Origin of the sequence: Pseudomonas yamanorum, assembly GCF_013386765.1 — a bacterium.
GTDB classification, from domain to species: domain Bacteria; phylum Pseudomonadota; class Gammaproteobacteria; order Pseudomonadales; family Pseudomonadaceae; genus Aquipseudomonas; species Aquipseudomonas yamanorum_A.
The window spans coordinates 259,818-285,708 of record NZ_JACARE010000024.1; the positions used below are offsets into that span (position 1 = coordinate 259,818).

General features: G+C 60.5%; 27 protein-coding genes, 1 tRNA gene and 2 pseudogenes. 15 read left to right on the forward strand and 15 right to left on the reverse strand.

Going from position 1 to position 25,891, the window contains the following annotated elements; all coding sequences use genetic code 11:
• Positions 1 to 68: 68 nt before the first annotated feature.
• The 4 genes from HX875_RS20530 (at position 69) to HX875_RS20545 (ending at position 2,374) form a co-directional block, all read left to right on the forward strand.
• Complete coding sequence (locus tag HX875_RS20530; RefSeq protein ID WP_063032670.1) at positions 69 to 281, forward strand: cysteine-rich CWC family protein; 213 nt, start codon at positions 69 to 71, stop codon at positions 279 to 281.
• Positions 281 to 973: a pseudouridine synthase gene (locus HX875_RS20535; protein ID WP_177045097.1), complete on the forward strand. Its 693-nt coding sequence runs from the start codon at positions 281 to 283 to the stop codon at positions 971 to 973. The genes HX875_RS20530 and HX875_RS20535 overlap by 1 nt, the downstream gene beginning before the upstream one ends.
• A 305-nt stretch (positions 974 to 1,278) precedes the next feature.
• Positions 1,279 to 2,163, forward strand: a complete 885-nt coding sequence (locus HX875_RS20540) for an alpha/beta fold hydrolase (protein WP_177045098.1) — start codon at positions 1,279 to 1,281, stop codon at positions 2,161 to 2,163.
• A gap of 137 nt (positions 2,164 to 2,300) precedes the next feature.
• Positions 2,301 to 2,374: transfer RNA gene (locus HX875_RS20545), tRNA-Gly, on the forward strand.
• 105 nt (positions 2,375 to 2,479) lie between these two features.
• Here HX875_RS20545 and HX875_RS20550 read toward each other — a convergent pair.
• Both HX875_RS20550 and lysA read right to left on the reverse strand, forming a co-directional pair.
• The gene (locus HX875_RS20550; protein ID WP_177045100.1) at positions 2,480 to 3,286 is read right to left on the reverse strand and encodes a polysaccharide lyase family 7 protein; all 807 of its coding nucleotides are present in this window, start codon (positions 3,284 to 3,286) and stop codon (positions 2,480 to 2,482) included.
• 19 nt (positions 3,287 to 3,305) lie between these two features.
• Positions 3,306 to 4,544, reverse strand: a complete 1,239-nt coding sequence (gene lysA, locus HX875_RS20555) for a diaminopimelate decarboxylase (protein ID WP_177045102.1) — start codon at positions 4,542 to 4,544, stop codon at positions 3,306 to 3,308.
• Between the two features lie 127 nt (positions 4,545 to 4,671).
• Here lysA and HX875_RS20560 point away from each other — a divergent pair, with 127 nt between their 5' ends.
• Positions 4,672 to 5,598, forward strand: coding sequence for a LysR family transcriptional regulator (locus HX875_RS20560; RefSeq protein ID WP_177045104.1), 927 nt, complete (start codon positions 4,672 to 4,674; stop codon positions 5,596 to 5,598).
• Positions 5,599 to 5,662: 64 nt separating this feature from the next.
• On the opposite strand, the gene HX875_RS20565 is transcribed toward HX875_RS20560, so the two are convergent.
• Positions 5,663 to 5,902, reverse strand: coding sequence for a DUF6124 family protein (locus HX875_RS20565; protein WP_169387304.1), 240 nt, complete (start codon positions 5,900 to 5,902; stop codon positions 5,663 to 5,665).
• A gap of 439 nt (positions 5,903 to 6,341) precedes the next feature.
• Here HX875_RS20565 and HX875_RS20570 point away from each other — a divergent pair.
• Positions 6,342 to 6,494, forward strand: a pseudogene (locus HX875_RS20570) (addiction module antidote protein); the annotation flags it as partial.
• Positions 6,495 to 6,520: 26 nt separating this feature from the next.
• Positions 6,521 to 6,712: pseudogene (locus tag HX875_RS20575) on the forward strand (BrnA antitoxin family protein); the annotation flags it as partial.
• A gap of 66 nt (positions 6,713 to 6,778) precedes the next feature.
• Here HX875_RS20575 and HX875_RS20580 read toward each other — a convergent pair.
• On the reverse strand, positions 6,779 to 7,675 hold the full coding sequence (locus HX875_RS20580; RefSeq protein WP_177045110.1) for an SDR family oxidoreductase: 897 nt from the start codon (positions 7,673 to 7,675) through the stop codon (positions 6,779 to 6,781).
• Between the two features lie 95 nt (positions 7,676 to 7,770).
• On the opposite strand from HX875_RS20580, the gene HX875_RS20585 reads away from it, so the two are divergent.
• Positions 7,771 to 8,583: a helix-turn-helix transcriptional regulator gene (locus HX875_RS20585; RefSeq protein WP_177045112.1), complete on the forward strand. Its 813-nt coding sequence runs from the start codon at positions 7,771 to 7,773 to the stop codon at positions 8,581 to 8,583.
• A 246-nt stretch (positions 8,584 to 8,829) separates the two neighbouring features.
• On the opposite strand, the gene HX875_RS20590 is transcribed toward HX875_RS20585, so the two are convergent.
• Both HX875_RS20590 and HX875_RS20595 read right to left on the reverse strand, forming a co-directional pair.
• Positions 8,830 to 10,023 carry an MFS transporter gene (locus HX875_RS20590; RefSeq protein ID WP_177045114.1) on the reverse strand — a complete coding sequence of 398 codons (1,194 nt, stop codon included), beginning with the start codon at positions 10,021 to 10,023 and terminating at the stop codon, positions 8,830 to 8,832.
• Entirely contained in the window at positions 10,020 to 11,183 is a 1,164-nt protein-coding gene (locus tag HX875_RS20595; RefSeq protein WP_177045116.1) for an MFS transporter, read from the reverse strand. The genes HX875_RS20590 and HX875_RS20595 overlap by 4 nt, the downstream gene beginning before the upstream one ends.
• A gap of 95 nt (positions 11,184 to 11,278) precedes the next feature.
• Between HX875_RS20595 and HX875_RS20600 the strand changes: the two genes are divergently transcribed.
• The 3 genes from HX875_RS20600 (at position 11,279) to HX875_RS20610 (ending at position 13,320) form a co-directional block, all read left to right on the forward strand.
• On the forward strand, positions 11,279 to 12,187 hold the full coding sequence (locus tag HX875_RS20600; protein ID WP_177045118.1) for a LysR family transcriptional regulator: 909 nt from the start codon (positions 11,279 to 11,281) through the stop codon (positions 12,185 to 12,187).
• Between the two features lie 130 nt (positions 12,188 to 12,317).
• A complete protein-coding gene (locus tag HX875_RS20605) occupies positions 12,318 to 12,728 on the forward strand; it encodes a type II toxin-antitoxin system HicB family antitoxin (protein WP_177045120.1) in 411 nt (136 codons plus the stop codon).
• A 91-nt stretch (positions 12,729 to 12,819) separates the two neighbouring features.
• Positions 12,820 to 13,320, forward strand: coding sequence for a methylated-DNA--[protein]-cysteine S-methyltransferase (locus HX875_RS20610; RefSeq protein WP_177045121.1), 501 nt, complete (start codon positions 12,820 to 12,822; stop codon positions 13,318 to 13,320).
• On the opposite strand, the gene HX875_RS20615 is transcribed toward HX875_RS20610, so the two are convergent.
• Positions 13,321 to 14,103, reverse strand: coding sequence for a GNAT family N-acetyltransferase (locus HX875_RS20615; RefSeq protein WP_177045123.1), 783 nt, complete (start codon positions 14,101 to 14,103; stop codon positions 13,321 to 13,323).
• A gap of 176 nt (positions 14,104 to 14,279) precedes the next feature.
• On the opposite strand from HX875_RS20615, the gene HX875_RS20620 reads away from it, so the two are divergent.
• On the forward strand, positions 14,280 to 14,693 hold the full coding sequence (locus HX875_RS20620) for a low affinity iron permease family protein (protein ID WP_177045125.1): 414 nt from the start codon (positions 14,280 to 14,282) through the stop codon (positions 14,691 to 14,693).
• Between the two features lie 55 nt (positions 14,694 to 14,748).
• Here HX875_RS20620 and HX875_RS20625 read toward each other — a convergent pair whose 3' ends face one another.
• Both HX875_RS20625 and HX875_RS20630 read right to left on the reverse strand, forming a co-directional pair.
• The gene (locus HX875_RS20625) at positions 14,749 to 15,276 is read right to left on the reverse strand and encodes a DUF4142 domain-containing protein (protein ID WP_003212082.1); all 528 of its coding nucleotides are present in this window, start codon (positions 15,274 to 15,276) and stop codon (positions 14,749 to 14,751) included.
• A gap of 111 nt (positions 15,277 to 15,387) precedes the next feature.
• The gene (locus HX875_RS20630; protein ID WP_442757357.1) at positions 15,388 to 16,314 is read right to left on the reverse strand and encodes a LysR family transcriptional regulator; all 927 of its coding nucleotides are present in this window, start codon (positions 16,312 to 16,314) and stop codon (positions 15,388 to 15,390) included.
• 77 nt (positions 16,315 to 16,391) lie between these two features.
• Between HX875_RS20630 and HX875_RS20635 the strand changes: the two genes are divergently transcribed.
• Positions 16,392 to 16,880, forward strand: a complete 489-nt coding sequence (locus HX875_RS20635) for a DMT family transporter (protein ID WP_177045129.1) — start codon at positions 16,392 to 16,394, stop codon at positions 16,878 to 16,880.
• Here the strand turns inward: HX875_RS20635 and HX875_RS20640 are convergent, their stop codons facing one another.
• From HX875_RS20640 to HX875_RS20660, 5 genes are all read right to left on the reverse strand, one after another.
• Positions 16,881 to 18,212, reverse strand: coding sequence for an MFS transporter (locus tag HX875_RS20640; protein WP_177045131.1), 1,332 nt, complete (start codon positions 18,210 to 18,212; stop codon positions 16,881 to 16,883).
• A 59-nt stretch (positions 18,213 to 18,271) separates the two neighbouring features.
• Positions 18,272 to 19,210, reverse strand: a complete 939-nt coding sequence (locus HX875_RS20645; RefSeq protein ID WP_177045133.1) for a hydroxymethylglutaryl-CoA lyase — start codon at positions 19,208 to 19,210, stop codon at positions 18,272 to 18,274.
• A complete protein-coding gene (locus HX875_RS20650; RefSeq protein ID WP_177045135.1) occupies positions 19,207 to 20,400 on the reverse strand; it encodes a CaiB/BaiF CoA transferase family protein in 1,194 nt (397 codons plus the stop codon). Before HX875_RS20650 ends, HX875_RS20645 begins: the two co-directional genes overlap by 4 nt.
• Before the next feature lie 235 nt (positions 20,401 to 20,635).
• The gene (locus tag HX875_RS20655) at positions 20,636 to 21,547 is read right to left on the reverse strand and encodes a LysR substrate-binding domain-containing protein (RefSeq protein WP_177045137.1); all 912 of its coding nucleotides are present in this window, start codon (positions 21,545 to 21,547) and stop codon (positions 20,636 to 20,638) included.
• Positions 21,548 to 22,222: an NAD(P)H-binding protein gene (locus HX875_RS20660; RefSeq protein ID WP_177045139.1), complete on the reverse strand. Its 675-nt coding sequence runs from the start codon at positions 22,220 to 22,222 to the stop codon at positions 21,548 to 21,550.
• Between the two features lie 115 nt (positions 22,223 to 22,337).
• Between HX875_RS20660 and HX875_RS20665 the strand changes: the two genes are divergently transcribed.
• Positions 22,338 to 23,525 (forward strand): MFS transporter, encoded by a 1,188-nt coding sequence (locus HX875_RS20665; RefSeq protein WP_177045141.1) that lies wholly within the window; start codon positions 22,338 to 22,340, stop codon positions 23,523 to 23,525.
• Here HX875_RS20665 and yiaY read toward each other — a convergent pair.
• Entirely contained in the window at positions 23,492 to 24,640 is a 1,149-nt protein-coding gene (gene yiaY / locus HX875_RS20670; protein WP_177045143.1) for an L-threonine dehydrogenase, read from the reverse strand. The two genes, HX875_RS20665 and yiaY, sit on opposite strands and share 34 nt — an antisense overlap.
• Positions 24,641 to 24,767: 127 nt before the next feature.
• Here yiaY and HX875_RS20675 point away from each other — a divergent pair, with 127 nt between their 5' ends.
• Positions 24,768 to 25,784, forward strand: a complete 1,017-nt coding sequence (locus HX875_RS20675) for a DUF4917 family protein (protein ID WP_177045145.1) — start codon at positions 24,768 to 24,770, stop codon at positions 25,782 to 25,784.
• Positions 25,785 to 25,891 lie beyond the last annotated feature (107 nt).

A 25,891-nucleotide genomic window follows, 5' to 3' on the forward strand; every position in this document is an offset into this window, starting at 1 on the left:
CGGGGCTGTATCGTGCAAGGCACACCGGGTTTCACCGGGACCTTGTCCGATACAGCCTGAACCGACCGATGACCACGCCAACCCTCTGCCCCGCCTGCGGCGCCCGCAACGACTGCGCCCTGGCCGACCCGCGCACGGCCGACCAGGCCTGCTGGTGCTACTCCGTCAGCATCGACCCCGCGGTGCTTGAAGCCTTGCCGCCGGAGCTGCGCAACAAAGCCTGCCTGTGCCCGCGCTGTGCCCAGGTGGACGAGCAACTGCGCGGGAACGAGCGGTCTTAATGCGCGTAGACCGCTTCCTCAGCAACCTGCCCCGTTTCAACCGCAAGCAGGTTCGCCTGTTGCTGGTGGAACGACGGATCACCGTCGACGGCCGGGCCGTCAGCGATCCTCATCACCCGGTGAGCGAGTTCAGCCGTGTGTTGCTGGATGACGAGGTGCTGCAAGCCGGCAAACCCGCGCGCTACTTCATGCTGCACAAACCCCAGGGCTGCGTGAGCGCCACATCAGACCCACAGCACCCCACCGTGCTCGACCTGTTGGATGAACCGGACAAGCACGAACTGCACATCGCCGGTCGTCTGGATTTCAACACCACCGGTCTGCTGCTGATCACCAACGACGGCCAATGGTCGCGCCGCCTGACCCAGCCGCAAACCAAATTGCCCAAGGTTTACTACGTCGAGACCGAGCAGGAGATTGGGCCGCAATACGCGGCCACCTTCGCCGCCGGCCTGTACTTCGCCTTCGAAGACCTCACCACCCAGCCGGCGGAGTTGGAGCTATTGGGCCCCAGAACGGCGCGCCTGAGCATCATTGAAGGGCGTTATCACCAGGTGAAGCGCATGTTCGGGCACTTCGACAACAAAGTGACGCGCCTGCACCGCGAGCGCATGGGGCCGCTGGAATTGGACCCGGCCCTCGCCCCAGGGCAGTACCGGGCGCTGACGGCCGCTGAAACCCAACAGGTCTGATGACCGTTCAGCCGATGATGGCAAAAAACCACGCCTGTGACTGGCGAACTGGCATCCCTGATGCTTGAATCAACCCAGCCAGCCGCAATCTGACTGGCGAGTCACCCCTACCTACAAGAAACACTTTGCCCGTCCGCACGCTTGATCTGCGGGCCTCTAACGGCAAATTGCCCGCCATAACAACACCCGTCGGCCAGCCAGTTTCGGATCGACATGGGCCCTCACTTCCAGGCGTATGCCTACCTGTCACAAAGCTCGTGCAGAGTGATCTGCGCGCATTACCCGCTTGCCAGGAGTCTTATGACATGAGGCCAGAAATCGCTGTGCTGGATATACAGGGTCAGTATCGGGTTTACACGGAGTTCTATCGCGCGGACGCAGCCGCCAAGACCATCATCCTGGTCAACGGCTCAATGGCCACCACCGCGTCTTTCGCTCAGACCGTGAAAAGCCTGCACCCAACGTTCAACGTGGTTTTGTACGACCAGCCCTACGCCGGTCGCTCAAAAATCCACAACCGCCACGAGCATATGCTGACGAAAGAAGTCGAAGGCCAGATTCTTCTGGAACTCATCGACCACTTCGCCGCCGAACACGTGCTGTCCTTTTCCTGGGGCGGCGCTGCGACCCTCGTCGCCCTCGCCCACCGGCCGCGCCGTGTGGAAAAGGCCGTGATCAGCTCGTTCTCCCCGGTGATCAACGCCCCCATGCGCGACTACCTGGAGCGCGGCGTCGACTACCTCGGCAACCTCGACCGCGACCGCGTGGGCCACCTGGTCAACAGCACCATCGGCAAACACCTGCCGTCGCTGTTCAAGCGCTACAACTACAAACACGTGAGCGGCCTGGCCGAGCATGAGTATGGGCAGATGCACTTTCACATCAGCCACGTGCTGAACAGCGACCGGCTGTGCTACCTCAAGGCGGCGAAGCAGATTGATATACCGGTGCTGTTCTTGAACGGCGAATGGGACGAGTACACCAGCGCCCAGGATGCGAAGCTGTTTGGGCAACATATTGCGAAAAGCAGCTTCGGGACGATCCAGGCGACCGGGCACTTTTTGGACATGGAGCACAAGGCTGCATGCCGGGATAGCCGGGAGGCATTGATGGGCTTTTTGAGGCCGGAGCAGCAACCAAGCCGGTTGCGATACCACGCGTCGCAGCCACAGCATGCCTTTGCCGTATGAGCGACGGGGTTGTGGGTGGGCTGGATTCCCCTGGGGATTCGCCTGCCCACGACCGACCGTTGGCACGTAAAACACAGATTTTTCGAAGAAAAACTTCAAATCCGCGAGCACATCTGGTACAAAGTCAGCCGTTCTGAGCGGGTATAGTTTAGTGGTAGAACGAAAGCTTCCCAAGCTTTAGATGAGGGTTCGATTCCCTCTACCCGCTCCACTCAGATTTTGGTCTCACGTCAGGATGGTTTTGACGGGAGATGTGTAAAAAAACCGGCTCTTGGTGGCCGGTTTTTTTATGGGTGACGTTTAAGTCCGCTGCTACCTACTGATAGCTGACGTTAAGGACGCTGTACGCAATAATCGCGGCCCCTCCGTCAGGGTCAGCGGTCTGGTTGTAATTCCCGGCCTTGAAATACAGATTAATGCCCTGCCAACCCGATGGCGGAATATCAAACTCCCGGCTGGATTGCCTGCCATTCGCCGCAGCCGAAACCACCAGGACCATGCCGACCTCGGAGCCCTTTACTTCAATCTTGTAATTGAGCTTGTCGTTAAGCTTCAGCCCCGTCAGCAAGACCGTCCTTTGCTCCTTATGCCCATAGCGTGTCTTGGTCCCGGCGACGATTGAGCCATCCTCCCAGCGAAGCTTCAGCAGTTCCGATCCTCCCGCCTTGTCGCCATGTATCTGGGCAAAAATGATGGATTGGGTGCTTGGGTTTTGCACCACATAAAGCTCGCCGGACTGGGCGTTATCAAACACCTCGCCTGCGGTGAACTCTCTTTTTGCCCGCAGCTCAACCCGGGGATAGTGACTGTTGGGCGTCGCGTTAAGGCCCGAGGGTGTGTTGAATACCACCGCTCCTTCCGGCACGCCTTGATGGCATCCCAATGAGCGATAACAGTTTGTGTAGAAATAGGCGTTCTGAAGATTTTCGCCGATCGCTATTTCTTCAGGCGTACCTTGTGCATTGAAGTCCTGAAGCACGTACGCACGGCTCAGGTTTGGCAGGTTGCTGCCTGGGGATTTTGTGGCATCCAGGGCAAAGGCATTTGCACCGTCAAAAATCGCTCCAATGGCCAATACCGACACCGCGATGAATCTAGCGCCAAACACTTTAAATTCGTGCATCACCGTCACCGATTATTCGTCAAAGCCCCAACTCCAGCGCCAGCAAATCCGACAGCGGTTGCGGGCGTCGAATCAATTTCCCCTGCCCGTGCTCGATCAACACTTCCGGCAGCAGCGGGCGGCTATTGTAATTGGACGACATGGCGGCGCCATACGCGCCGGTATCGTGTATCACCAACAAATCGCCCACCCGCGCTTGCGGCAACATGCGGGGCGTGATGCCCTGTTCATCCTGCGTGAAAATATCGCCGGCCTCGCATAACGGGCCGCCCACTACGCACAGGTGCTCCGGCCGGCTGACCGGCACACCTTGGGCGTCCAGCAATGTCATGTGGTGATAGGCACCATAGAGGGCGGGCCGCATCAGGTCGTTGAAGCCGGCGTCCACCAGGATGAAGTTCCTGCTGCCGACTTTTTTTACCGCGCGAACTTCGGTGACCAGATAGCCCGACTCCGCGACCAGGAAGCGGCCCGGCTCGATTTCCATGCGTACCGGATGACCGAGCCAGGCCTCAATCTCCTGTTTGGCCTGACGCCATGTGCTCGCGTAACTCTGGATATCCACCGGTTCATCTTGCGCACGATAAGGCGTGGCAAGCCCCCCGCCGATGGAAAATGCCTCGATATCGTGGTCCAGTGCTTTCACCACCGAGACCATCGCACAGCCCACTTGCTCAAGGTGCGCGTAATCCACGCCGGAGCCGATATGCATGTGCACGCCCACCAGCTTCAGGCCAAATTGCCGGATCACGTTGAGCGCGTCCTGGACCTGCTCGTGCCAGATTCCGTGCTTGCTGTTTTCACCACCGGTGTTGGTCTTGCGGCTGTGACCGTGACCAAACCCCGGATTGATCCGCAGCCAAACCCGGTGACCGGGCGACCGCTGACCCAGTTGTCGCAGCATATCAATCGAGCCGGTGTTCACTTCCAGCTGCAGTTCCACCACACGGCGCAACGTCGCTTCATCGAATAAATCACAGGTAAAAACAATGCCCGCCGGGTCACCGTCAGGGCTGAATCCAGCCAGCAGGGCCCGCTCGATTTCCCCCAGCGATACCGCATCGATCCGCACGCCTTGTTCGCGAATCAACCGAAGAATATGCAGGTTGGAACAGGCTTTCTGAGCGTATCGAATGACGTCGAAACCCTGCAGTTGATTGATGCGGGCCCTGATGGTCTCGGCCTCATAACACCAGAGCGGGGTACCGTGCTGTCTTGCAGACTCGGTCAATGACTGGAAAACGGAGGTGTTGGGCATGGCGTTTTTCTTTCTTAAATAAGTAGAGAAACCAGCATGCCCGGCGCCCGTCATTCAATAAAATACCTATTCTTTGCCGCTCGATTCAGTTTTGATATGGTTTTGGCTAATTGGGTAGAGGTCAGGGATGGAAGTCTCCATACGGCATATCGAGGTGTTCCGGGCCATCATGCAGGCCGGCAGCGTCACGGGAGCGGCGCAGTTGCTATTTACTTCCCAACCGACGGTCAGCCGTGAGCTGGCGCGACTGGAAAAACTCTCTGGCCTGCGACTCTTTGATCGCGCGGGTGGGAGGCTGGCACCGACAGCCCAGGCGATCATGCTGTTCGAGGAGGTTGAGCGTTCCTACATCGGCCTGGAACGAATCAACAGCGTTGCACAGTCAATTCGTCGCTTCGAACATGGCCAACTGAGCGTCACATGTCTTCCGCTGTTTTCCCAGACGCTTTTGCCCAAGGTCTACAAGCGCTTTCAGCAACAGCATGGCGGTATCGGCTTGAGCATTGCGGCACAGGAAACGCCCCTGCTGGAAGAATCACTCAGCGCCCAGCGTTACGACCTCGGATTGACCGAAGGTGAACATGCGCCTCAGGGCACTCAAGGGAAATTACTCTTTTGTTCCGACATGGTGTGCGTACTGCCGGACGGTGATCCTTTGTTGGCTAAACCGTTGCTGACACTGGAAGACTTTCAGGGGGTGAATTTCATCAACCTGTCGGGCCTGGATATCTATCGTCAAACCCTTGATGAGCATTTCCGCCGGGCCGGTGTCGACCGGCATATTGTCGTCGAAACAACCAACGCTGCGTCGGTGTGTGCCATGGTCAGGCAACAACTGGGAGTGGCAATTATCAACCCGTTGACGGCGGTGGCGGAGGCCGGTGACGGGCTGGCCATTCGGCCGATCAGCGTATCGATTCCGTATCGGGTCATGCTGATCAGGCCCGATTATCGACCGTCCTCTCTCTTCGTCGACGCGTTCTGTGACGCGCTGATTGAAGAGGCAGCGAGTCTCGCAGACCGTTTGGATTTGAGGCGGGAACGTTCGAGCTAACAGAAATTTGGCTTCCTTCCCCTTGGTATGGGCGGCCTGGGAAGGCAAGCCTGTTACAGGATGCCTAGGCGACTGAGTCCACGCGGTCTTGTGCCGCCTCCACCAGCATCAGGCCCAACTCGATGGTTTGCTGAATCGCCAAGGCCAGACAGCGATGCTCGTCTGGCAGGTTATCTGCAAATTCGTTGGTCATGGCGCCAGCGCCGGCAATGGTTTCGTAGGCGTTGGCGAGTAATGCATCGGTGCCGATTTCGGGACGTACGCTGAATATTCTTACGGGTGAATTATACGAGTCAGTACACATCTGTTGATCCTCAAGAAGGACCACCACCCAGTACTACAGAAATAGGGTGGCAGCTGTACGCAGGTTAGTAGACCGGGAAGTTTCAGAACCGGCGCGCCCGAAGACGCCCTGCGCACAGCTACCATTAGGCACAGGCAATAAGATGCCTGACCGACAGAACAGCCGTACGCCAAAACTTCACAGGGCTACTAAACCCGACCGCTGATGGGCAGCGGCTGACGAACCTTAAAGAGGTCGCCCAAGGCGTACAACCGGGACGATTCTGATGGTTGTGTAGGCAAAGCAGCAAGATTCATCAATGCTTGCTCGCCCAAATCAGCCCGCAATCTCTGGCAACAAGAAAGCAGCCGCGAGCGTTTGAACTCGCCACCCCACTCAGATCATTCTCCTGAATCTCACCGCATCGACCGGCTAAGAAACAGGCACCGAAGGATTGATCATGAACCAAACACTTACGGCATTTGATATGACGGCACTGCTGGGCACTGACGAAGCCATCAACGAGTACGCTTCTCAGGTTTTGGCTGACGGTGACAAAGGGGAATTTCTCAGAGCGGTCAGCTATGTGACCGAGGGCTACAAAAAAACAGAAGCCTTCCATATTTCCAGGTTTGAACCATGAAAGACGAATACGATTTCAGCACTGGCAAACGTGGTGCTATCGCCAGCAACGCGGGCAAGAAACAGATAACAATCATGCTGGACGAGGCAGTGATTGAAGCTATCCGCAAACGCGCTGAAAGCTCTGGAACCGGAGATCAAACGGTGATCAACGCCCTTCTGCGGCAAGCGCTTATTCCTCCGGATGGGCAGTGATTTCTCGTGATAATCAGGCAGGGCCATCATGCTGATGGCCTGTCCTAAATCCACTGCAACTCATCCTTCAATTCCCTCCAACTGCGCAAGATTCGCAAGCAACCCCGGCCCCACCGGCTCCCATCCCAACGTCCTGCGAGTAACCACACTGGACGCTGGCATATCGTGAGCGGTAAACATCGACAACCACCCAAAAAAACCTTGAGCCTCTTCCGCCGAAATGGATTTAACCGGCAACCCTAGCCGCGTCCCCAACACCTCGGCTATCTCCCGCTGCGACACACCCTCCTCCGCCACCGCGTGATACCTCGCGCCCGGCTCAGCCGTTTCAATCGCCAGCCTGTAGAGCCGCGCCACATCCAGAATATGTGCCGCCGGCCAACGGTTTTTCCCGTCTGCGATGTAGGCGCAAACGCCCTTCTCGCGATACAACTCGATCACCGGGCTGACCAGCCCCTGCCTGAAGGTGTCGTGTACTTGAGGCAAACGCATTACCGATACATTCACACCCGTCTCGGCTACAGCGTTGGCCGCTTCTTCCGACGCTGCACGGGGAATCTGCGCTGAGGTCACCACCGCACCATCCTCCGTTGCCAACTGCCCCGGCACGGTGCTCGCGATTCCGACGCCGGAGGTGATGATCAGCGGTCGATCCGACCCGACAAGCGCCTCTCCCAGCGCCTGGATAACCCGGCGGTCATCCTCGCAGTTCGCGACGAATGTCGAGAAGTCATGATTGAACGCCAGGTGAATCACGCCATCCGCTTGGGCGGCCCCGGCCTTGAGGCTTGCCAGGTCCTCAAGCGACCCACGGTGCACTTGGGCACCGGCCGCCTCCAGCGCTGCCACCTTGTCGTCCGACCGGCACAAACCCAGCACTTCATGGCCCGCCGAGATCAGCTCCTTGACGACCGCCGACCCGATAAACCCGCTGGCACCCGTGATAAATATGCGCATGAACCGTATCTCCGTGTGTATTCAGAGACTAATCTGTGCGCTTGCCCTATACGGGTAAAGTAGTGAAGTTATCAGGGTATAGAGGCTAACAGGCTATGAGCGGGAATCTGCTGGGCAACTATCTGAAAGACCGACGTACCCGGCTTGACCCGGCGGCGTTCGGCTTCTCATCGGCACGCCGCCGTACGCCCGGGTTACGCCGTGAAGAGGTGGCCCAACGCGCGAATATCAGCCCCACCTGGTACACCTGGCTGGAACAGGGCCGTGGCGGCGCGCCGTCGGTGGAAGTGCTGGAACGCATTGCCCAGGCGTTGATGCTGACGGATATCGAGCGTGAGCATCTGTTTCTGCTGGCCTTCGGACGCCCGCCAGAGGTGCGCTACCAGCAAAACGAAACTGTAACGCCACGCCTGCAACGGGTGCTGGATGCCTTGAACCCCAGCGCCGCGATCCTGCGCACGGCGACCTGGGATGTGGTGGCCTGGAACGAGGCGGCGACGGTGATGTTGATGGACTACGGATCGCTGCCGCCGGAACAGCGAAATATCCTGCGGTTCATGTTCCTGGATCCCAATTCCCGCGCGGCTCAATACGATTGGGAAAGCGTGGCGCGGTTTGTGTTGGGCGCCTTCCGGATTGATACGGCGCGCTCAGGTGCGGCAGAGCAGGTGCAGCCGATGGTAGATGAGCTGTGTCGGCGCAGTCCTGAGTTTAAGGCGATGTGGAGTGAGAACGACGTACAGGGTGCCCATGGTGATGGCATCAAGCGAATACGCCATTCGGTGCTGGGGCCGATTGAATTTGAGTATTCGGTGTTTGCGGTCGATGGGCGCAAGGATCTGAATATGGTGGTGTATAACCCGGCGACGCCTGAGGATGCGCAGCGGATCGCATCTCTGATGAGATAGGTTTTCGGTTGGGTCAACTGGCATCAATGTTTGCAGTGCGGGCCCCATCGCAGCCTCGCTAAAGCTCGACAGCTCCCACATTAGAGCAGTATCGCTCCAAAATTTGGAACGCACGTCCTGTGGGAGCCGGGCTTGCCCGCGATGCAGGCGGCGCGGTCTGCCAGGTATACCGTAGCGATCCCATCGCAGCCTCGCCAAGGCTCGACAGCTCCCACAGGGAACTGAGTTCACCATCCGAAAAGACGGCTATCTCTCGAGCACCACTCCCCGCTGCACCACCCACGCCAACGGCAATGTCAGCAGCAACATCCCCGCCAACACCATCACCGCCACCGGCACGCCCATCGAGTCCCCCAGCCCGCCAAACAGCACCGGCGCCAGCGCGCCACCGCCGATGGTGCCGGTGTAGAACACGGCAAACGCCTGCTCACGTTTGCCCGCGCCCGCCAGGTCCGGCACCGCGCCGTACAGCACCGACGACGTGCCATTCAACGCCAGCCCCAACACCGGCAACATCACCATCAAACCGGTCAACGGCAGGTACACCGCAGCAACGATCAACACCGCCGTGCTGGTCTCCGTCAGCCATACGGTTTTCATCATGCCGATGCGTGCGCCGAGGTAGCCGCAGAGCAATTTCCCGAAGGCGCCGCCGATAAACAGCATGGTCAGCGCCAGCCCGATACCCACAGTGCCGGCGCCTTTGGCTTGCAGCAGAAACGGCAGAAACGTGAGAAAGCCCATCCGTACAGCACTGTCCAGAGTGCCCGTGACGATCAGCGCGCGCAGGCCGCTGACGGAGCCGCTTCCTACCAGTGTCTTGGCGGTTTTCCCTGAAGTGGATGCCGCGGCCTGCGTGGGGATCAGCCACCAGAGCAACCCCGCCGCCGCCAATCCCAGCAGGCCCAACAGCGTAACGCTCGCGCGCCAACTGATAACTGTCAGCAACAGTCCCACCAGCCCGGGAACCAGGGTTTTGCCGATGTCTCCGGAGAAGTTGTATTGCGACAGCGCTTCCTTGACCCCGCCGCCGCCCTCATAGGTGTCGGTGATCATCGAGGACGCCAGCGGATGCTGGGTGCTCGCGCCCAGCCCGCCCAACAACAGCGCCAGCAATAACATGCCCAACCCGGTCGCCTGCCCCACCAACAGATAGGCAACACCGGCAAGCGCCGTCCCGCCCACCAGCATCGGCGTGCGCCCCCAACGTTTGGCAGCACGGCTGGCCATCAGTTGGAACACCGCCATCATCCCGGAGTAGGCGCCACGCAGCAGGCCGATCTGGGCGTAGGTCATGCCGAATTGCGCTTGCCAGATCGGCAGCAGCACGTAGATCACATCGGTCAGGCCATCATGAATCGCGTGGGCGCTGCAGCCGGCGATCAACGAGCGGCGACGGGCGGAAGTCTCGGGTACGGGCACGGCAACGGCGTCGGTCATGAGGTCTTGCTCAGTTCAGGTTGGAGGGGCTTCCAGCCCGCCAGGGCGATCAGCAGCGACAGTAGCTGGAAACCAATGATCAGCGCCACACAGCCCATCCAACCCCAACGCTCCCAGATCAGCGCCGGGACGATGGCGCCGAAGCTGCCGCCCAGGTAATAGCAGGTGAGGTACAGGCCCACGGCTCCGGCTTTGTTGTGGCGGGCGGTGGCGGTGGTGAAAGCACTGGCAGCGGCCTGGGCGAGGAATACGCCGGTGGAGCTGAGGGCCAGCCCCAGCACGATGCACCACAGGGACGGCAATAAGGTCAGGGCCGAGCCGCAGACGCCAAGCGCCGCAGCAGCGGTCAGCAATTCGGATTGCGGGCGCGATTTGCTCAGGCGACCGGCGACGGGGATCACCACCAGTGCCAGCAGGAACACCATGTAGATCGTGCCCAGCGCCGCCGGGCCCAAGTCGAATGGGGCTTGGCTGAGATATAGGCCGGCGTAGGTAAACGTCGCCACTTGGGAGAACAGCACGCAAAATCCTACTGCGTACGCAGCCAACAGCGGAGTGCCGAGCACATCGCTCCAGGTGGTTGAAGGTCGTGCAACGCGGGGTGGATTGTCCGGCAGCAGAAACTGGATAAACCCGCCCACCATCAGGCTCAACACCGCCAACAGTTCAAAGGCTTCACGCCAGCCGACATACTCGGTCATCACGCCGGTGACGAAGCGTCCGGCAAACCCGCCCAGCACAGTGCCGGCCACGTAGAGGCTGGTGACTTCGGTCACGGTGCCGCCGCGCCAGCGATCCCCGATGTAGGCCACGCTGGTGGCGAACACCACCGGGATCAGCATCCCTTCGATAAAGCGCCACACCAACAACTCGGCCAAGCTGTTGGCATAGGCAGTCATCAGCGCCGGCACGGCCAGCAACAGCGCAGCAACGGAGATCACCGTGCGCTGCTCAAAATGCCCGGTCAGGCGGCTGACAAAGGGCGCGGTCAGCGCCACCGCCAAGGTGGTGACGGTAATGCTCCAACCGGCCGCCCTGGCGCTCACCTGAAAGCTGGTAGCGAAGGTCTGCAAAATACTCTGGGTGGCGTAGAGGTTGAGAAACGCCGCGCAGCCACACAGGAACAGGGCAAGACGGGCACAATGCAGACGCGGTTTCATGAAACCTCTCGTTTTATTATCAGAGGCCTTTATAGAATGACCCGCGCACCCGAGACCAATACCGATTTCGGACCGATCAATACCCTGGGGCCAGGATGCTCGACCTACGCAAGCTGCGTTACTTTCTGACCGTCGCCGAAGAATTGCACTTCGGCCGCGCCGCCCTGCGCCTGCACCTGGCCCAGCCACCGTTGACCCGGCAGATTTCCGCGCTGGAGGCTGAACTGGGGTTTCGCCTGTTCGACCGCACCAGCCGTACGGTTTCGCTCACTGCCCAGGGTCGTTCGTTCCTGCCCTACGCCCGGGCGGTGCTGGAGCAGGTCGACCTCGCCGAAGTCATCGCCGGCAAACTCGCAGCAGGTGCCGCCGGGCAACTGGCGCTGGGTTACGTCAGTTCGATTGCCCTGTCGGACTTGTTCAGCCAGGCGATTCAAGCCTTTGCCCAACGCTTTCCCGATGTGCAATTGACGCTGGTGGAGTGCGCCTCCGGCAGCCTGGGCGCGCAGGTGGCTGATGGCCGCCTGGATATCGGCCTGAGCCGCTTGCTGCCCCAGGAGGGCCAGACGCACGTGCAGGCGTTGTCGTTGGGCGAGGAGCGGCTGATGGCGGCGGTGTCCAGCGACAGCCCGTTAGCCAGCCAGGCCGAGGTCAGCCTGGCGCAACTGAGTGGGTATCCGCTGATTCTGTTTCCCGCCGATTACGGCTCGGGGCTTAACCAATCCATTGAGCAGCTTTACCGGCGTAATGGGTTGCCATTGCGTGCCGGGCCAACGGGACGGCAGATCACTTCGATCATTGCGTTGGTGGCGGCAGGGCAAGGTGTGGCGCTGGTGCCGGCATGCACCCAGAGTTTGATGAACAAGGGCGTGACGTATCGGCCGTTGGTAGATCCGGATGCGTATGCACAGTTGCTTATGCTTACGCGTACTGATGGGCGCAGCTTGATGGTCACGGCATTCCTGACAGTGATTGATGAGTTGTTGCAGGCTCGCAAAGACGCCTAAAAACCCGTCACGAAGTGACTCGTACAATTCCTACACATCAGCGCGAAAAGTCGGCTCTCTCAAATGGTAGGTACGGTGTTGATAACTCAATATTGGTAGTTATAGTGAATACCCTTTTGAGGGCCCCAAAATGCTGTACCCAATCGCAATTTCAACCGGTGACGAAGACCACGCCTGGGGTGTAGAAGTCCCGGACATTCCCGGTTGCTTCTCGGCCGGAGACGACCTCGACGATGCCATGGCCATGGCCCGTGAAGCGATCGAGGGCCACTTCAAGATCCTCGCAGAAGACGGTGCGCCCATTCCTGCTGCGCAGAAAGTCACCCTCCACGCAGCCAATCCGCAATACGCCGGCTGCACCTGGACGGTGGTGGATATTGACGTCACCAAGTACCTGGGCAAGGCACAGAAACTCAACATCACGTTGCCCGGCTACCTGCTGAACCGCATTGACGAATACGTCCTGCATCACCCGGAAGAAAAAAGCCGGTCGGGGTTTCTTGCTTCTGCGGCGCTCAAGGTGTTGCAACAGGACCGCTAACCTCAGCACCTGAATTCAACCGCAAGAAACGTAGTTCCACCATGGACCGGCGGATTTACAGTAACGCCATACCCCCTCAAGGAGCCCGACCATGTCCTGTGAATACACGCTCATGCCCTCCCCCGTCGGCCAGTTGACCCTCGTGGCCCGTGGCGGAAAACTCACTGCCATCCTGTGGGAAAAAGAGCGTCCCAACCGTGTCCGGCTGGGCGCCCTGCAAGAAGCCAACGACAGCCCGGTATTGCAGGAAACCGAGCGCCAGTTGAAGGAGTACTTCGCCGGTACCCGCAACCGTTTCGAGCTGGAACTGGACTTTGCCGGCACCGACTTCCAGAAGAAGGTCTGGCAGGCGTTGTTGACCATTCCGTTCGGAGAAACCCGTAGCTACAGCCAGATCGCTGCACAGATCGGCAACCCCAAAGCAGTGCGTGCGGTAGGCGCCGCCAACGGGCGCAACCCGATTTCGATTGTCGCGCCGTGCCATCGGGTGATCGGCGCCTCGGGCGGGTTGACCGGGTTCGCTGGCGGCCTTGAGGCCAAGCAGTATTTGTTGGAGCTGGAGAACGGCGACGCGGCAAACGTCACTCTCTGATCACGCCTGGACCACAGGACCACGCACGAACGCCTGGTTCCCGAACAACCCTTTGAACCCCAGCTTGCGATAAAGCGACACACCTTCCGGCGCTGCCTCAAGAAAGCAGCGTCGGGCGCCCAGGGCCTGGGCGTGAGCCAGTGCGGTGTGAATCAATTGCGTGGCATAACCTTTACCGCGGTCGGCGATATCGGTGCCGATATCGTTGAGCCTGGCCAACCCGTCGCACATCGACAACGTCAACGAACACACCACAATGGCGTTGACTGACAGTGTGAAGTGGTAAAGGCTTTCATCGCTGTCCAGGGCTCGCTGATGCCGGGCCTGGTAGTTTGCGATAGCATCCTCTGTCAGCCTGAATGCGTTGCCTACCGGGCCGGCCCAGTCGCTCAAATGCCGTGTCAGGTTGATCTGCAAGTGGCTGCCTGACACCGAAGGGGTAAACGTCGACAGATCAAGGACCATCGCCGTGGTCCTGTCGAGCGCAACAAAGCTCAGCCCCGTCAGCGCCTCCTGGAGGCCTTCGACCTGATCGTCATGAATCACCACACGTATACCCAACGAGGTCCGGCGGATCAAGGCCAGCGGTTCCACCATTGCTTCGTCCAACACGGCACTGCCCACCCGGATAATCAACAGGTTCCACGGGACAGGATCCACATCGATAAAATAGGCATTTACACCGGCGCTGTAGCGGCGGTGCAACGGACAGACCGCCGCAAAAAAATGCTCGTCGGTCTGGTGATAGAGCGTGGCCAAGTCGCAGGCTGCGGTGAGGTGCATAGGGAAGTCCGGAAAAAAACCAAGTCTTCCCCGCGCCGCGTCAGGCCACCGTAGGATCACTCCGAAAGCCCCTGCAGAAAATGTACAATTTTGTTCAAACAACCAATTGTAAAAAGAAATTTCAGAGCACCTCTGCGGTCAGTATTTTCATCACCCACCTTAAAAGGAAAACGGTCATGAAATTCTCCGCCATCTCACAGTCCCTGTCCCGCTGGGCAGGCAGTGCCCGCACGTTCTACGCGGCCGTGGGATTGATCCTCCTATGGAGCTTGAGCGGGCCGTATTTCCACTACAACGACACCTGGCAGCTGATCATCAACACCTCCACGACCATCATCACGTTCCTGATGGTGTTTTTGATCCAGAACACCCAAAACCGCGACAACGACATTTTGCATATCAAGATCGACGAACTGCTGCGCGCCACCAAGGACGCGCAAAACGCCGTGTTGAGCCTGGACGGCCTGGATCGCAAGCAGCTTGAGAAATTGCGCAAGGAATACAAGACCATGGGCGACAACGAAACCATCACCGTCACCACGCTGACGACTGAAGGTGAACAGCCCAAAACCGACCTGAACCAGGCATAAAAAAACGGCGACTGGAGTGATCCAGTCGCCGTTTTTTATAGCGTACTCAAGGCAATCAACCGTCGCCTTGGTGACCTTTTCCGTAAGTCGACGCCAGCGCGCGGGCTTTCTCCAGGCGTTCTTCCAACTTCGGCAGGGTCTCGTCCACCAGGGCCTTTATTTCCGGGATATCAGACTCGGCGCCTTCCTGCTTGAACAAGGCGATCGCGTCTTCATTGGCCTTGATCTGCTGGGCGGTGTAGGCAGCGTCAAAGGAGTCGCCGTCCTTGAGCTCCGGCATCAGCGACTCGGCCTTGTCGACGATCTTGTCCCGAGGGGCCACCGGCAAATCGAGCTTCTTGGCAATGGCGGCCAGATGCTGATTGGCCAGGGTGCGTTCATTGATGACTTCGATGGTGTAGTCCTTGATCTCCTGGGACGAAGTCTTGGCGTGTGCCATGCGGCTGGTCTCGATATCGGCCATGCCCTTGGCCGAAGCCTGTTCGATGAAATCGGCAGGCGACTGGGCGAAAGCATTGCTGGCGCCGAGGCCCAGCAGCATCGCGAAACTGGCGGTGCGTAACCGGATAGCCATGCGGCTCATGATGGGTTCCTCCAGGTAATAAACAGGTGCAGGGAAACGAGCCCCGCTCTGAATCTGAATTTTGAAGGCGGTAAAGGTTTAGAAAAAACTTGTTAGTGCGACGAACGGTAGTCAGGTCTTGCTTCCAAACGGGTAAGACAATACTCCCTGCACCTGCCCATTCAGCCATTGCAACGCCGGGTCCCCATCCCGACGCGAATGCCACGCCAACACAAACGCAAACGACGGAATATGAAACGGCGGCGGCACCGTCAGCAGTTGCTCGTGATCCATGTTGAGCAGCCCGCGCGACGACACGGTAAGGATCAGGTCCGTGCCCTGGATCAACTGCGGCGCTACACCCCAGTGGGGCAAGCTGATAGCCACGTGCCGGCGCTCACGAATCGCCGTCAGCGCCCGTTCGATTTCCGGGGTGCCGCTGCCGCGCATTTCCAGCAACACGTGGGGCCGTGCCAGGTAGGTCGGCAGGTCGAGCACGCCGCTTTTCGGCAGGCTGTCACGATCCACCAGGCACACGTAATGCTCTTCAAATAACGGCGTGCTGCGCAGTTCGGCGGGCATGTCGGGAAACACCCCGGCTGCCAGGTCAATGTCGCCGTTGAGCACGCCATCCAGCATGCCTTCGCGACTGGCCTGGATAATCTGCAAATCAATCCCCGGCGCTTCCCGGCGCAAGGTGCGCACCAGCCCCGGCAGGAAAATCGCCGCGCTGTAGTCCGACATGGCCACCCGAAAGGTGCGTTTGGCCGAGGCCGGATCGAAGCGATTCGGCGCCAGCAGCGCCTGTACCTGGGCCAATGCTTGCGCCAGCGGCATCGTCAGTTCCAGCGCGCGGGTGGTGGGCACCAGCGAACTGCCCTGGCGCACCAGCAACGGGTCCCCGAGCAAATCCCGCAGCCGCGCCAGGGCGTGGCTCACCGCCGGCTGGCTCAGGTGCAGGCGCTCGGCGGCGCGGGTCACGTGTTGCTCGGTCAGCAAGGCGTCGAGGATCACCAGCAGATTAAGGTCGATGCGTCGAAGATCATTCATTAGCTGCATGTTCTGCATAAGAACTTGGAATTTAAATTTGCGCGACGAATAGCCTAGAGTCCAGCAAAACCTCTGGGAGATGAATCATGACAACCTTGCATTGGGTGGGTTTATTGCTGCTGGCGGCGTTCGCCGGGGCGGTGGTGCCGTTTCAAAGTGCGATCAACGCCAACCTGGGGCGCGGCCTCGGCCATCCGCTGTGGGCCACCCTCGCCTCGCTGCTGGTGAGCATCATCGTGCTACTGCCGGTGATCCTGGCCCTGCGCCTGCCGCTGCCCAACCTGGGCTTTATCACCAAGGCGCCGCTGTGGATGTGGAGCGGCGGTGCGTTCGGCGTGTGCTTTATTTCGCTGGCGTTGATCCTGATGCCCAAGCTTGGCGCTTCGGGGTTTATCGCCCTGGCGATGGCCGGGCAGATCATCGCGTCGTTGATGCTGGACCACTTCGGCCTGTTCGGGCTGGTGGAACGGCAATTGACCGCGTCCCGGTTGATCGGGGCGTTGATGTTGATCGGCGGGGTGGCACTGATTCAACTCAGCGCCACGCCCACCCGGTCACTGGTGACTGCGGGCTGATCAGCGCTTGTCGAGGGTGCGCAATTTTTGCGGCAAGCCCCACAGCAACAGCGCCGCCGCAATCAGCGCACACACGCCGATGACATACAGCGCCGGCGTGGTGCTGCCGGTCAGGTCCTTGATCCGGCCGACCATCACCGGGCTGACAATGCCGCCGAACTGGCCGAGGGTATTGATCACCGCGATCCCGCCCGCCGCGCCTGCACCGGCACCGGCCAACAACTTCGGCGGCAAGGTCCAGAAGGTCGGAATCGAGGCGATGATCCCGGCGCCCAGCAGGCTCAGGGCGACGATCAGGAACGTGGTGTGATCAGCAAAAATACCGGCACAGAAGAACCCTACCGCGCCCAGTGCGACCAAGCCGCTGACGAACTTGCGGCGCTCGCCGGTAGCGTCGGACAAACGCCCGATCACCACCATGCTGATGGCGCCGCAGACGTAGGGAATCGCCGTCAGCAGACCGATCATCACCGGGCTCTGGGTACCGGCGCTGCGGATCAGTTGCGGCGCCCAGAAGTTGAGGCCGTAGGACGCCACCTGGATCAGGAAGTAGATAAAGCCAAGCATCAGGAACCCGGGAATACGCAGCGCTGCCAGCAATGAGCCGCCGCTCTTGTGGGGTTCATGCACGGCGATGCGGCTGGCCAGCAAGGTCTTCTCCGCCGAGGTCAGCCAGTGGGCGTCCTCGATACGGTCCTTGAGCAGCTTGAGCACCATGAATCCCAGGCCCACACAGGGCAAGCCACCGAGCAAGAACAACCAGTGCCAGCCGCGCATTTGCAGCACGCCATCGAGGTGTTCCAGCACCAGCCCGGAGAACGGCGCGCCCACCAACCCGGCAAACGCCGACGCCAGAAACAGCATCGACGTGATGCGCCCACGGTAGTGCTGCGGGAACCATAGGGTCAGGTAATACAACACGCCCGGGGCAAAGCCTGCCTCCATCGCACCGATGATGAAACGCAGCGCGTAGAACTGCCATTCGGCCGTGACAAAGACCATGGCCGCCGTCGCCAGCCCCCACGACATCATGATGCGCGCGATCCAGCGGCGGGCGCCGACCTTGTACAGCATCATGTTGCTCGGCACTTCGAAGATCACATAGCCGACCACGAACAGCCCGGCGCCGAGGCCGTAGGCGGTGTCGCTCAGGCTCAGGTCGGTCTGCAACTGGAACTTGGCGAAGCTGATGTTGATGCGGTCAAAAAACGCGAACAGATAGCAGACCATGATCAGCGGCATCAGGCGCCAGGCGACCTTGCTGACCAGGGCTTTTTCGGCATCGTGTTCAGCGGCCGGGCGCACGCCGGCCTCCAACGTATTAAGGCTCATTGTTTCTCTCCAGCGGACTGCTCGCAGGCGTCCGATTGTTTTTGTTGTCTGGTTACGGCTTACAAAGTGGCGATGTAGGCCGGTGGCGGATGCAGGTCGCAGTTGCGCCCGGCCTTGGCCACCTGGCCCGGCAGTTCATGGCCCAGCAGGGCCGGCAATTGCCGCGACATCTGCAGCAAGTGCGGCAGGTCGATACCGGTGTGAATCCCGACCTCCTCGCACAGGTTGACCAGGTCTTCGGTGCAGATATTGCCCGACGCGCCGGGAGCAAACGGGCAGCCACCGAGGCCGCCCAATGCCGCATCAAACCGGCGGGCACCGGCCTCGTAGGCAGCCAGCACATTGCACAAACCCAGGCCGCGGGTGTTGTGGAAATGCAGGGTCAAATCGCTGGCCGGAACGTGCTCCAACACGCGCTTGACCAGGCGCTCCACCTGACGTGGATTGGCCATGCCGGTGGTGTCCGCCAGGCTGATGCCCTGGATGCCCAGCTCGCGGTAGGCATCGACTAATTGCAGCACGCGGTCTTCGTCGATCTTGCCTTCGAACGGGCAACCGAAGGTGGTGGCGATGCTGCCGTTGAGGCGCACCGGAAAGTCAGCAGCAAAGCTCACGATATCGCTGAATGCGGCCAACGAGGCCTCGCAACGCATGCGCATATTGGCCAGGTTGTGGGTCTGGCTGGCGGACATCACCAGGTTCAACTCATCGGCCCGGGATTCAATGGCACGCTGGGCGCCCTTGAGGTTGGGGATCAAGGCCACGTAGACAATCCCGGGGCGGCGAGTGATGCCCTGGAACACCTGCTCACCATCGCGCAAGGCGGGAATGGCCTTGGGCGACACGAACGAACCCGCTTCGATCCGGGAAAAACCGGCCAGGGACAACTGATCGATCAGGGCGATCTTGTCGGCGGTCTCGACCCAGGTCGGCTCGATTTGCAGGCCGTCCCGGGGTGAGACTTCCTGCACGACCAGGGCATCGGAATAGTTTTTCATTGCACCACTCCTGAAGTTTTCAGGCGTTGAATATCGGCACCGCTCAAGCCCAGGTCGCCGAGGATCGAGTCGGTGTGCTGGCCCAGGCTCGGGCCCTGCCAATTAACGGCGCCGGGGGTTTCCGACAGTTTGGGCACGATGCCGGGCATCTTCACCGTGAGGCCGCCGGGCAGGTCGGCACTGAGCAGCATGTCCCGGGCCTGGTAGTGCGGGTCGGCGACGATATCGGCCACTGAATAGATGCGCCCCGCCGGTACTTCGGCGGCTTCCAGGGCGCTGAGCACCTGGTCGATGGGCTGGCTGCTGGTCCAGTGAGTGATGGCGGCGTCGAGCAGGCCGCTCTTGGCGGCGCGGCCGTCGTTGTGGGCGAACTCGGGGGCTTCGGCCAGGTCGGCGCGGCCGATGGTGGTCATCAGGCGCTTGTAGATCGGGTCGCTGTTGCCGGCGATCACCACGTAGGCGCCATCGGCGGTCAGGTAGGTGTTGGACGGAGCGATGCCTGGCAAGGCGCCGCCGCTGCGCTCACGCACATGGCCGAGCATGTCGTATTCGGGCACCAGGCTTTCCATCAGGTTGAACACACTTTCGGCCAGGGACACGTCGACGATCTGGCCGTCGCCCTGGCCGGTCTTGACCCGCAGCAGCGACATCAGCGCGCCGATCACGCCGTGCAACGAGGCCAGGGAATCACCCAGGCTCACACCGACCCGCGCCGGTGGCGAATCCGGGTTGCCAGTGGTGTAGCGAATCCCGCCCATGGCCTCGCCGATGGCACCAAAGCCGGGGCGGTCGCGGTAGGGGCCGGTCTGGCCGTAGCCGGAGATGCGCACCAGGGTCAGCTTGGGGTTGAGGGCGTGCAGCACGTCCCAGCCCAGGCCAAGTTTTTCCAGGCCGCCGGGGCGCAGGTTTTCGATCAGCACGTCGGCGTCGCCCAGCAGTTGCTTGACCAGGTCCAGGCCTTCGGCGGACTTGAGGTCCAGGGCCAGGGACTTCTTGTTGCGCGATTGCAGGTACCACCACAGCGACGTGCCTTCATGCAGCTTTCGCCATTTGCGAAGCGGATCGCCCTGGCCCATGGCTTCGATCTTGATCACCTCGGCGCCAAACTCGGCCATCAGCCGGGCGGCGAACGGCGCGGCAATCAGGGTGCCGATCTCGATCACCTTGATACCGCTCAGGGGAGCCGTCATGGGGTGTACCTCTTGTTCTTGGAATGTGGGCCAAGGCTAGAGGACAGGGGCAGCAGAAATCCAACCGTCAGTTGGCAACGAGCGTTCGCGAAATGCGAAGGCTTGGGGATTTTGGGCGCTCTTTAAATCGCCATCGCGGGCAAGCCCGGCTCCCACAGGGGATCGATTTTCCCCCAAACAACTCGGTCAACTGTGGGAGCCGGGCTTGCCCGCGATGAGGCCAGCAGCGTTTCGCTTAACTCGGCTCCCGACGCAAATAATCGAACAACAACCGACTCACCGGCGACAGCTGCGCCTCATCACGCACCACCAGAATCAGGCTGCGGTCCGACCAGGCATCCGTCAGCGGCACCGCATGCAACCCCAGCGCCCGGCCAAACAGTTCATAGGCCTTTTGCGGGAGGATGCCGATGCCCATGTTGGCCTGGACCATCCGGCACATCGCATCAAAACCCGGCACATGGATCCGCAGGCGCAGCACCTTGCCCGCCTCCCGTGCCGCAGCGTGGGTGCGCATGTTGATCGAACTGGCGGAATGCAGCCCCACGTAGTCGCTGTCCAGCGTCTCGACAAAAGCCACTGCCTTGCGCGCCGCCAACGGGTGATCCGCCGGCATCAACACCACCAGTTTGTCCCGGCGATAGGTCACGCCGGGCAGGCCTTTGGTATCGGTGTCACTGGAGCAGATGCCCAGGTCCGCAACCCCATCGATCACACCCTGGACCACGCCATTGCTGGGCCGCTCTTCCAGGTCGGCTTTCACCTGTGGGTGCAGCGCGGAAAAGTCACGCAAATCCTCAGGCAGGAATTGAATGATCGCCGAGAGATTCGCCAGCATCCGCACATAACCGCGCACGCCATGGCTGTGTTCGCCCAGCTCCAGGCCCATCTTCTCGACGTTGAACAGCATCTGCCGGGCATGGTGCAGCAAGGTCTCGCCGGCGGCCGTGAGGTGCATGCCCTTGGCCTGGCGCACAAACAGGCTCACGCCCAACACCTGTTCCAGCTCCATCAAACGCTTGCTCGCTGCCGAGACCGCGATGGCCTCACGGGCGGCGGCGCGGGTCAGGGTGCCTTCTTCATGCACCGCGACGAACAGCTGCAGGGTGATCAAGTCAAGGCGGCGAACCAGGCTTTTGTGCAGCATCTAGGCGCGCTCGTTGGCCAGGCGGTTGATGTCGGCCTGCTCCACCACCGGTTGCGGTGCACCATGCCGGACGGCCGAGAGCATCGCACGGCCGACGGTTTCCGTGCTCACTACCCAGGCCGGGCGAACATGGCGCAGCAACGACAACAACGGGCCGGTCACGGTGTAGAGGGATTGGTAGAGCGGGGTCTTCGAACGCACGCCGTGCAGCGGCTGGATCACCCCGGGGCGGAACAGATACACCGCCTTGAACGGCAGGCGCAGCAAGGCGTTCTCGGTCTTGCCCTTGATCCGCGCCCACATGGTTTTGCCGGTTTCGCTGCTGTCGGTACCGGCGCCGGACACGTAGATAAAGGTCATCTGCGGGTTAAGCCGGGCCAGGGTGCTGGCGGCCACCAGGGTCAGGTCGTAGCTCAGGTGGGTGTACTTGACTTCGTCCATGCCCACCGAGGACACGCCCAGGCAAAAGAAGCAGGCATCGAAGCCTTGCAGCAGATGCTCCAGGGGCTGGAAATCCAACATATCGGCATGCAGCACCTGGTGCAGCTTGCCGTGTTCCTGGGTCAGCGCGGTACGGCCGACGGCGACGACTTCCTGCACATCACTGGCCAGCAGGCACTCGCGTAGCACGCCTTGGCCGACCATGCCGGTGGCGCCGAATAATAGAACTCTCATAAGGTTGGTTCCTAAGCGACAAGCGGTTAGCTTCAGGCGGCTAGTTAGAGACAAACACACTAGCAACTTGTAGCTTGCGGCTTGCAGCTTACTGCTCAACAGGATCTTTTGCCCCTTGAAAAGCACCACCACCCTCGCCATCGCCTGCAGCGCGGCCTTTCTGTCCCAGGTTGGCATCAGCAGTTACCTACCCGCCGTACCGGCGATTGCTCGAGCATTGCCTGCCGCCGAGGACCAGGTGGCGCTGGCCCTGGCGGTGTATTTGATCGGCATGGCGTTGCCGATGCTGCTATGGGGCAGCCTCGGTGAGCGGGTTGGCAGAAAGCCGGTGCTGTTGGCGGCGTTGGCGCTGTATGCACTGGCGAGTGCGGCGATTCCGTCCGCCTACAACCTCGAATCCTTTCTTGGCCTGCGGCTGGTGCAAGGGCTCGGCGCGGGCGGTGTGTCGGTGATGGCGCGGGTGCTGGTTCGCGACAGTTTCAGCGGTGCGCTGTTGGCCAAGGGGCTGTCGTGGCTGGGCATGACGTTCGTGATCGCGTTGGGCATCGGGCAGTTTGTGGGCTCGCTGTTGCAGGTGGCGTTTGGCTGGGAAGCGATCTTTTATGGGCTGGCGATAGCGGCTGCCGGCTTGATGATTGCGCTGCAACGGGTGGTGTTTCCGACACTGGAAAAAGCCGCCGGGCACGTCTCGGCCTGGCGCATCTACGGCACGATCCTGCGCCATCCGGCGTTCCTGCGCCCTGCGTTGGCGGGCGGTTTGGGTTACGGGGTGATCATCGCCTTCAACACCTGCGCACCCTTGATCTTGCAGGGCCATTTCCAGTGGAGCGCGGCGCAATATGGCTGGCTCGGCTGGCCGATCAGCGGGGCGTATCTGGCGGGGGCGTTGATGGTCAATCGCCTGGTCGCCCGCACTGGGCGCCTGTCGATGATGAGTTGGGGCGTGGCGTTGGTGATGTGCGGCAGCGCAACGATGTTGCTGGGCAGCCTGTTTGCCAACGGCTTGGCGATTCTATTGTGGTTGCCTTACTGCCTGGCGGTGTTCGGGCAGTCGATGAGTTATCCCATCAGCCTGTCACTGGCCAATGATGAGTCGCCGGTGAGCGGCTCCTACGCCATGGCCTTGAGCGGCTTTATGCATCAGTTGATGGCGGCGGTGATCGGCGGTGTGGCCAGCCTGCTGGCGAGTCAGCAGGCCTGGCCGTTGGCGGTGTTGTGCGTGGTGCTGGCGGGAGGCGCACTGCTGAGCGTCGCCCTGATCAGAGCCGATCAAAACGCGCTGCGAAAGATCTCCTCAATCTGACGCTGATCCGCCCGCCGTGGGTTGGTCAGGCCGCAGGCATCCTTCAGTGCGTTGCTCGCCAGCAGCGGGATGTCCTGCAACTTGGCACCCAGTTCACGCAGGCCGGCGGGAATTTCCACATCCTGGGACAGGCTGCGAATCGCCGCGATGGCGGCCTGGGCGCCCTCTTCCGGCGACGTGCCTTTGATGTCTGCACCTAGCGCCCGGGCCACATGGCTCAGGCGCTCGGCGCTGACGCTGGCGTTGAAACTTTGCACATGGGGCAACAGCACCGCATTGCACACGCCGTGGGGCAAGTCGTACAGGCCGCCCAACTGGTGGGCCATGGCGTGCACGAACCCCAGGGACGCATTGTTGAAGGCCATGCCGGCAAGGAACTGTGCATACGCCATGTTCTCCCGGGCGGCCATGTCTTTACCGTCGCGCACCGCGATCCGCAGATTGGCGCTGATCAGTTCGATGGCCTTGATCGCGCAGGCGTCGGTGATCGGGTTGGCCGCAGTGGACACGTAGGCTTCGATGGCGTGGGTGAGCGCGTCCATGCCGGTGGCGGCGGTCAGGCCCTTGGGCATGCCGACCATCAACGCCGGGTCGTTGACCGACAGCAGCGGCGTGACGTTGCGGTCGACGATGGCCATTTTCACGTGGCGGGTTTCGTCGGTGATGATGCAGAAGCGCGTCATCTCGCTGGCGGTGCCGGCGGTGGTGTTGATGGCCACCAGCGGCAGTTGCGGCTTGGCCGACTGGTCGACGCCTTCGTAGTCACCGATGTGCCCGCCGTTGGTCGCACACAGGGCAATGCCCTTGGCGCAGTCATGGGGTGAGCCACCGCCCAGGGACACCACAAAATCGCAGGCGCTCTGTTTCAGCAATGCCAGGCCTTTTTCAACGTTTTCGACATTCGGGTTGGGCTTGGCGCCGTCGTAGATCACCGAGTCGATGTCTTGCATCGCGAGTTTCTCGGCGATCATGCTGGCGACACCGGCCTTGGCCATCCCGGCGTCGGTCACGATCAGTGCCTTGCGAAAACCGTAGTTGCGAATCGCGATCATGGCTTCGTCGAGGCAGTCGATGCCCATGATGTTGACGGCGGGAATGAAGAAGGTGCTGCTCATGGTGGCGAATCCTCGAAAGTCGTTATGCCTACAGCATCGACCTCGATTGCCTGCGGCATCTTGACCAGGATCAACGCCCGCTCGTGATAAAGTCACCGCCCAGCCGATTTTGAGTAGACCCGCCGCAATGAAGGATTCCCAGGATTTTGATGCCCACCTTGAAGACTGGAACGCCTTGCGCAGCAGTACCGCCTTCAGCGGGATCCTGATCGGCAACGGCGCCAGCCGCGCAGTGTGGGAAGACTTTGCCTACGACTCACTGTTTGAAAACGCCCGCACCGTGGAAGAAAAACCCCTGAGCCAGTCCGAACTCAGCGTGTTTGACGCGATGCAGACCCGCAGTTTCGAGCAGGTGCTGGGCGCGCTGAAAACCACCAGCCGGGTGAACAAGGCCCTGGCCGTGAGCTCGGCGGCGCCGCGTAATCGCTACTACGCGATCAAGGAAGCGCTGATCAACACGATCCACAGCGTGCACATTCCGTGGCGCCTGGTGAAGCCTTCGACGTTGGCGACCCTTCATCAAGAGCTGGCGAGTTACCCCACGGTGTTCACCAGCAATTATGACCTGCTGAACTACTGGGCGATCCTGCATGCGCCTGGGATCGACGATCTGTTTCGCAGTGCCGATGCGAGCTTTGACCTGCGCAATACAGCGACCGATACCACGCGCATCCTGTACCTGCATGGTGGCCTGCATCTGGTGCGTAACCTTGATGGTACGGCGCGTAAATTGCCGACCACAGACAGCACGTTGCTCAGCAGTTTTGCGATCAACAATACGATCAAGACGCTGGATGATGTGCCGTTGTTTGTCAGCGAAGGGAAGGTTGAGGAGAAGCTCAAGACCATTCGCAGTTCTGACTATTTGTCGTTCTGTTATGAGCAGCTGTTGAGCCATGAGGGTGGGCTTTGCATTTTCGGGCATCACCTCGGCGTGCAGGATGTGCATCTTGTGCAGGCGATTCGGCAGGCGAAAGTCAGCACTTTGGCGATTTCGGTGTTTGGTCGTAGTGCGGGGTTTATCCAGCAGCAGAAGCGGCGTTTTGCCGAGCTGTTTGAGGGGATGGATGTGGAGTTGCGGTTTTTTGATGCGCGTAGTCATGCGCTTGGGAATTCGGGGCTTTCGGTGCCGGTGGAGCGGTGATGGGCATATCCGTTATTTAGGTAACGGCCGCCTATGGTTTCGCTCTTACAGCGAGTCACTTTGCAAAAGCGGCAAAGTAACCAAAACGCTCTGCCCCGCCTGTCGGC

Excerpts from the sequence above, each read along its gene's own strand:
- HX875_RS20620 (WP_177045125.1), top strand. The coding sequence starts at position 14,280 with ATGAAATTCTCCGCCATCTCACAGTCCCTGTCCCGCTGGGCAGGCAGT.
- HX875_RS20530 (WP_063032670.1), top strand. The coding sequence starts at position 69 with ATGACCACGCCAACCCTCTGCCCCGCCTGCGGCGCCCGCAACGACTGC.
- HX875_RS20600 (WP_177045118.1), top strand. The coding sequence starts at position 11,279 with ATGCTCGACCTACGCAAGCTGCGTTACTTTCTGACCGTCGCCGAAGAA.
- HX875_RS20595 (WP_177045116.1), bottom strand. The coding sequence starts at position 11,183 with ATGAAACCGCGTCTGCATTGTGCCCGTCTTGCCCTGTTCCTGTGTGGC.
- HX875_RS20605 (WP_177045120.1), top strand. The coding sequence starts at position 12,318 with ATGCTGTACCCAATCGCAATTTCAACCGGTGACGAAGACCACGCCTGG.
- HX875_RS20580 (WP_177045110.1), bottom strand. The coding sequence starts at position 7,675 with ATGCGCATATTTATCACGGGTGCCAGCGGGTTTATCGGGTCGGCGGTC.
- HX875_RS20550 (WP_177045100.1), bottom strand. The coding sequence starts at position 3,286 with ATGCACGAATTTAAAGTGTTTGGCGCTAGATTCATCGCGGTGTCGGTA.
- HX875_RS20565 (WP_169387304.1), bottom strand. The coding sequence starts at position 5,902 with ATGTGTACTGACTCGTATAATTCACCCGTAAGAATATTCAGCGTACGT.
- HX875_RS20640 (WP_177045131.1), bottom strand. The coding sequence starts at position 18,212 with ATGAGCCTTAATACGTTGGAGGCCGGCGTGCGCCCGGCCGCTGAACAC.
- HX875_RS20560 (WP_177045104.1), top strand. The coding sequence starts at position 4,672 with ATGGAAGTCTCCATACGGCATATCGAGGTGTTCCGGGCCATCATGCAG.
- HX875_RS20655 (WP_177045137.1), bottom strand. The coding sequence starts at position 21,547 with ATGCTGCACAAAAGCCTGGTTCGCCGCCTTGACTTGATCACCCTGCAG.
- HX875_RS20635 (WP_177045129.1), top strand. The coding sequence starts at position 16,392 with ATGACAACCTTGCATTGGGTGGGTTTATTGCTGCTGGCGGCGTTCGCC.
- HX875_RS20590 (WP_177045114.1), bottom strand. The coding sequence starts at position 10,023 with ATGACCGACGCCGTTGCCGTGCCCGTACCCGAGACTTCCGCCCGTCGC.
- HX875_RS20645 (WP_177045133.1), bottom strand. The coding sequence starts at position 19,210 with ATGAAAAACTATTCCGATGCCCTGGTCGTGCAGGAAGTCTCACCCCGG.
- HX875_RS20585 (WP_177045112.1), top strand. The coding sequence starts at position 7,771 with ATGAGCGGGAATCTGCTGGGCAACTATCTGAAAGACCGACGTACCCGG.
- HX875_RS20610 (WP_177045121.1), top strand. The coding sequence starts at position 12,820 with ATGTCCTGTGAATACACGCTCATGCCCTCCCCCGTCGGCCAGTTGACC.
- HX875_RS20615 (WP_177045123.1), bottom strand. The coding sequence starts at position 14,103 with ATGCACCTCACCGCAGCCTGCGACTTGGCCACGCTCTATCACCAGACC.
- HX875_RS20630 (WP_442757357.1), bottom strand. The coding sequence starts at position 16,314 with ATGCAGCTAATGAATGATCTTCGACGCATCGACCTTAATCTGCTGGTG.
- HX875_RS20650 (WP_177045135.1), bottom strand. The coding sequence starts at position 20,400 with ATGACGGCTCCCCTGAGCGGTATCAAGGTGATCGAGATCGGCACCCTG.
- yiaY (WP_177045143.1), bottom strand. The coding sequence starts at position 24,640 with ATGAGCAGCACCTTCTTCATTCCCGCCGTCAACATCATGGGCATCGAC.
- lysA (WP_177045102.1), bottom strand. The coding sequence starts at position 4,544 with ATGCCCAACACCTCCGTTTTCCAGTCATTGACCGAGTCTGCAAGACAG.
- HX875_RS20625 (WP_003212082.1), bottom strand. The coding sequence starts at position 15,276 with ATGAGCCGCATGGCTATCCGGTTACGCACCGCCAGTTTCGCGATGCTG.
- HX875_RS20675 (WP_177045145.1), top strand. The coding sequence starts at position 24,768 with ATGAAGGATTCCCAGGATTTTGATGCCCACCTTGAAGACTGGAACGCC.
- HX875_RS20660 (WP_177045139.1), bottom strand. The coding sequence starts at position 22,222 with ATGAGAGTTCTATTATTCGGCGCCACCGGCATGGTCGGCCAAGGCGTG.
- HX875_RS20535 (WP_177045097.1), top strand. The coding sequence starts at position 281 with ATGCGCGTAGACCGCTTCCTCAGCAACCTGCCCCGTTTCAACCGCAAG.
- HX875_RS20540 (WP_177045098.1), top strand. The coding sequence starts at position 1,279 with ATGAGGCCAGAAATCGCTGTGCTGGATATACAGGGTCAGTATCGGGTT.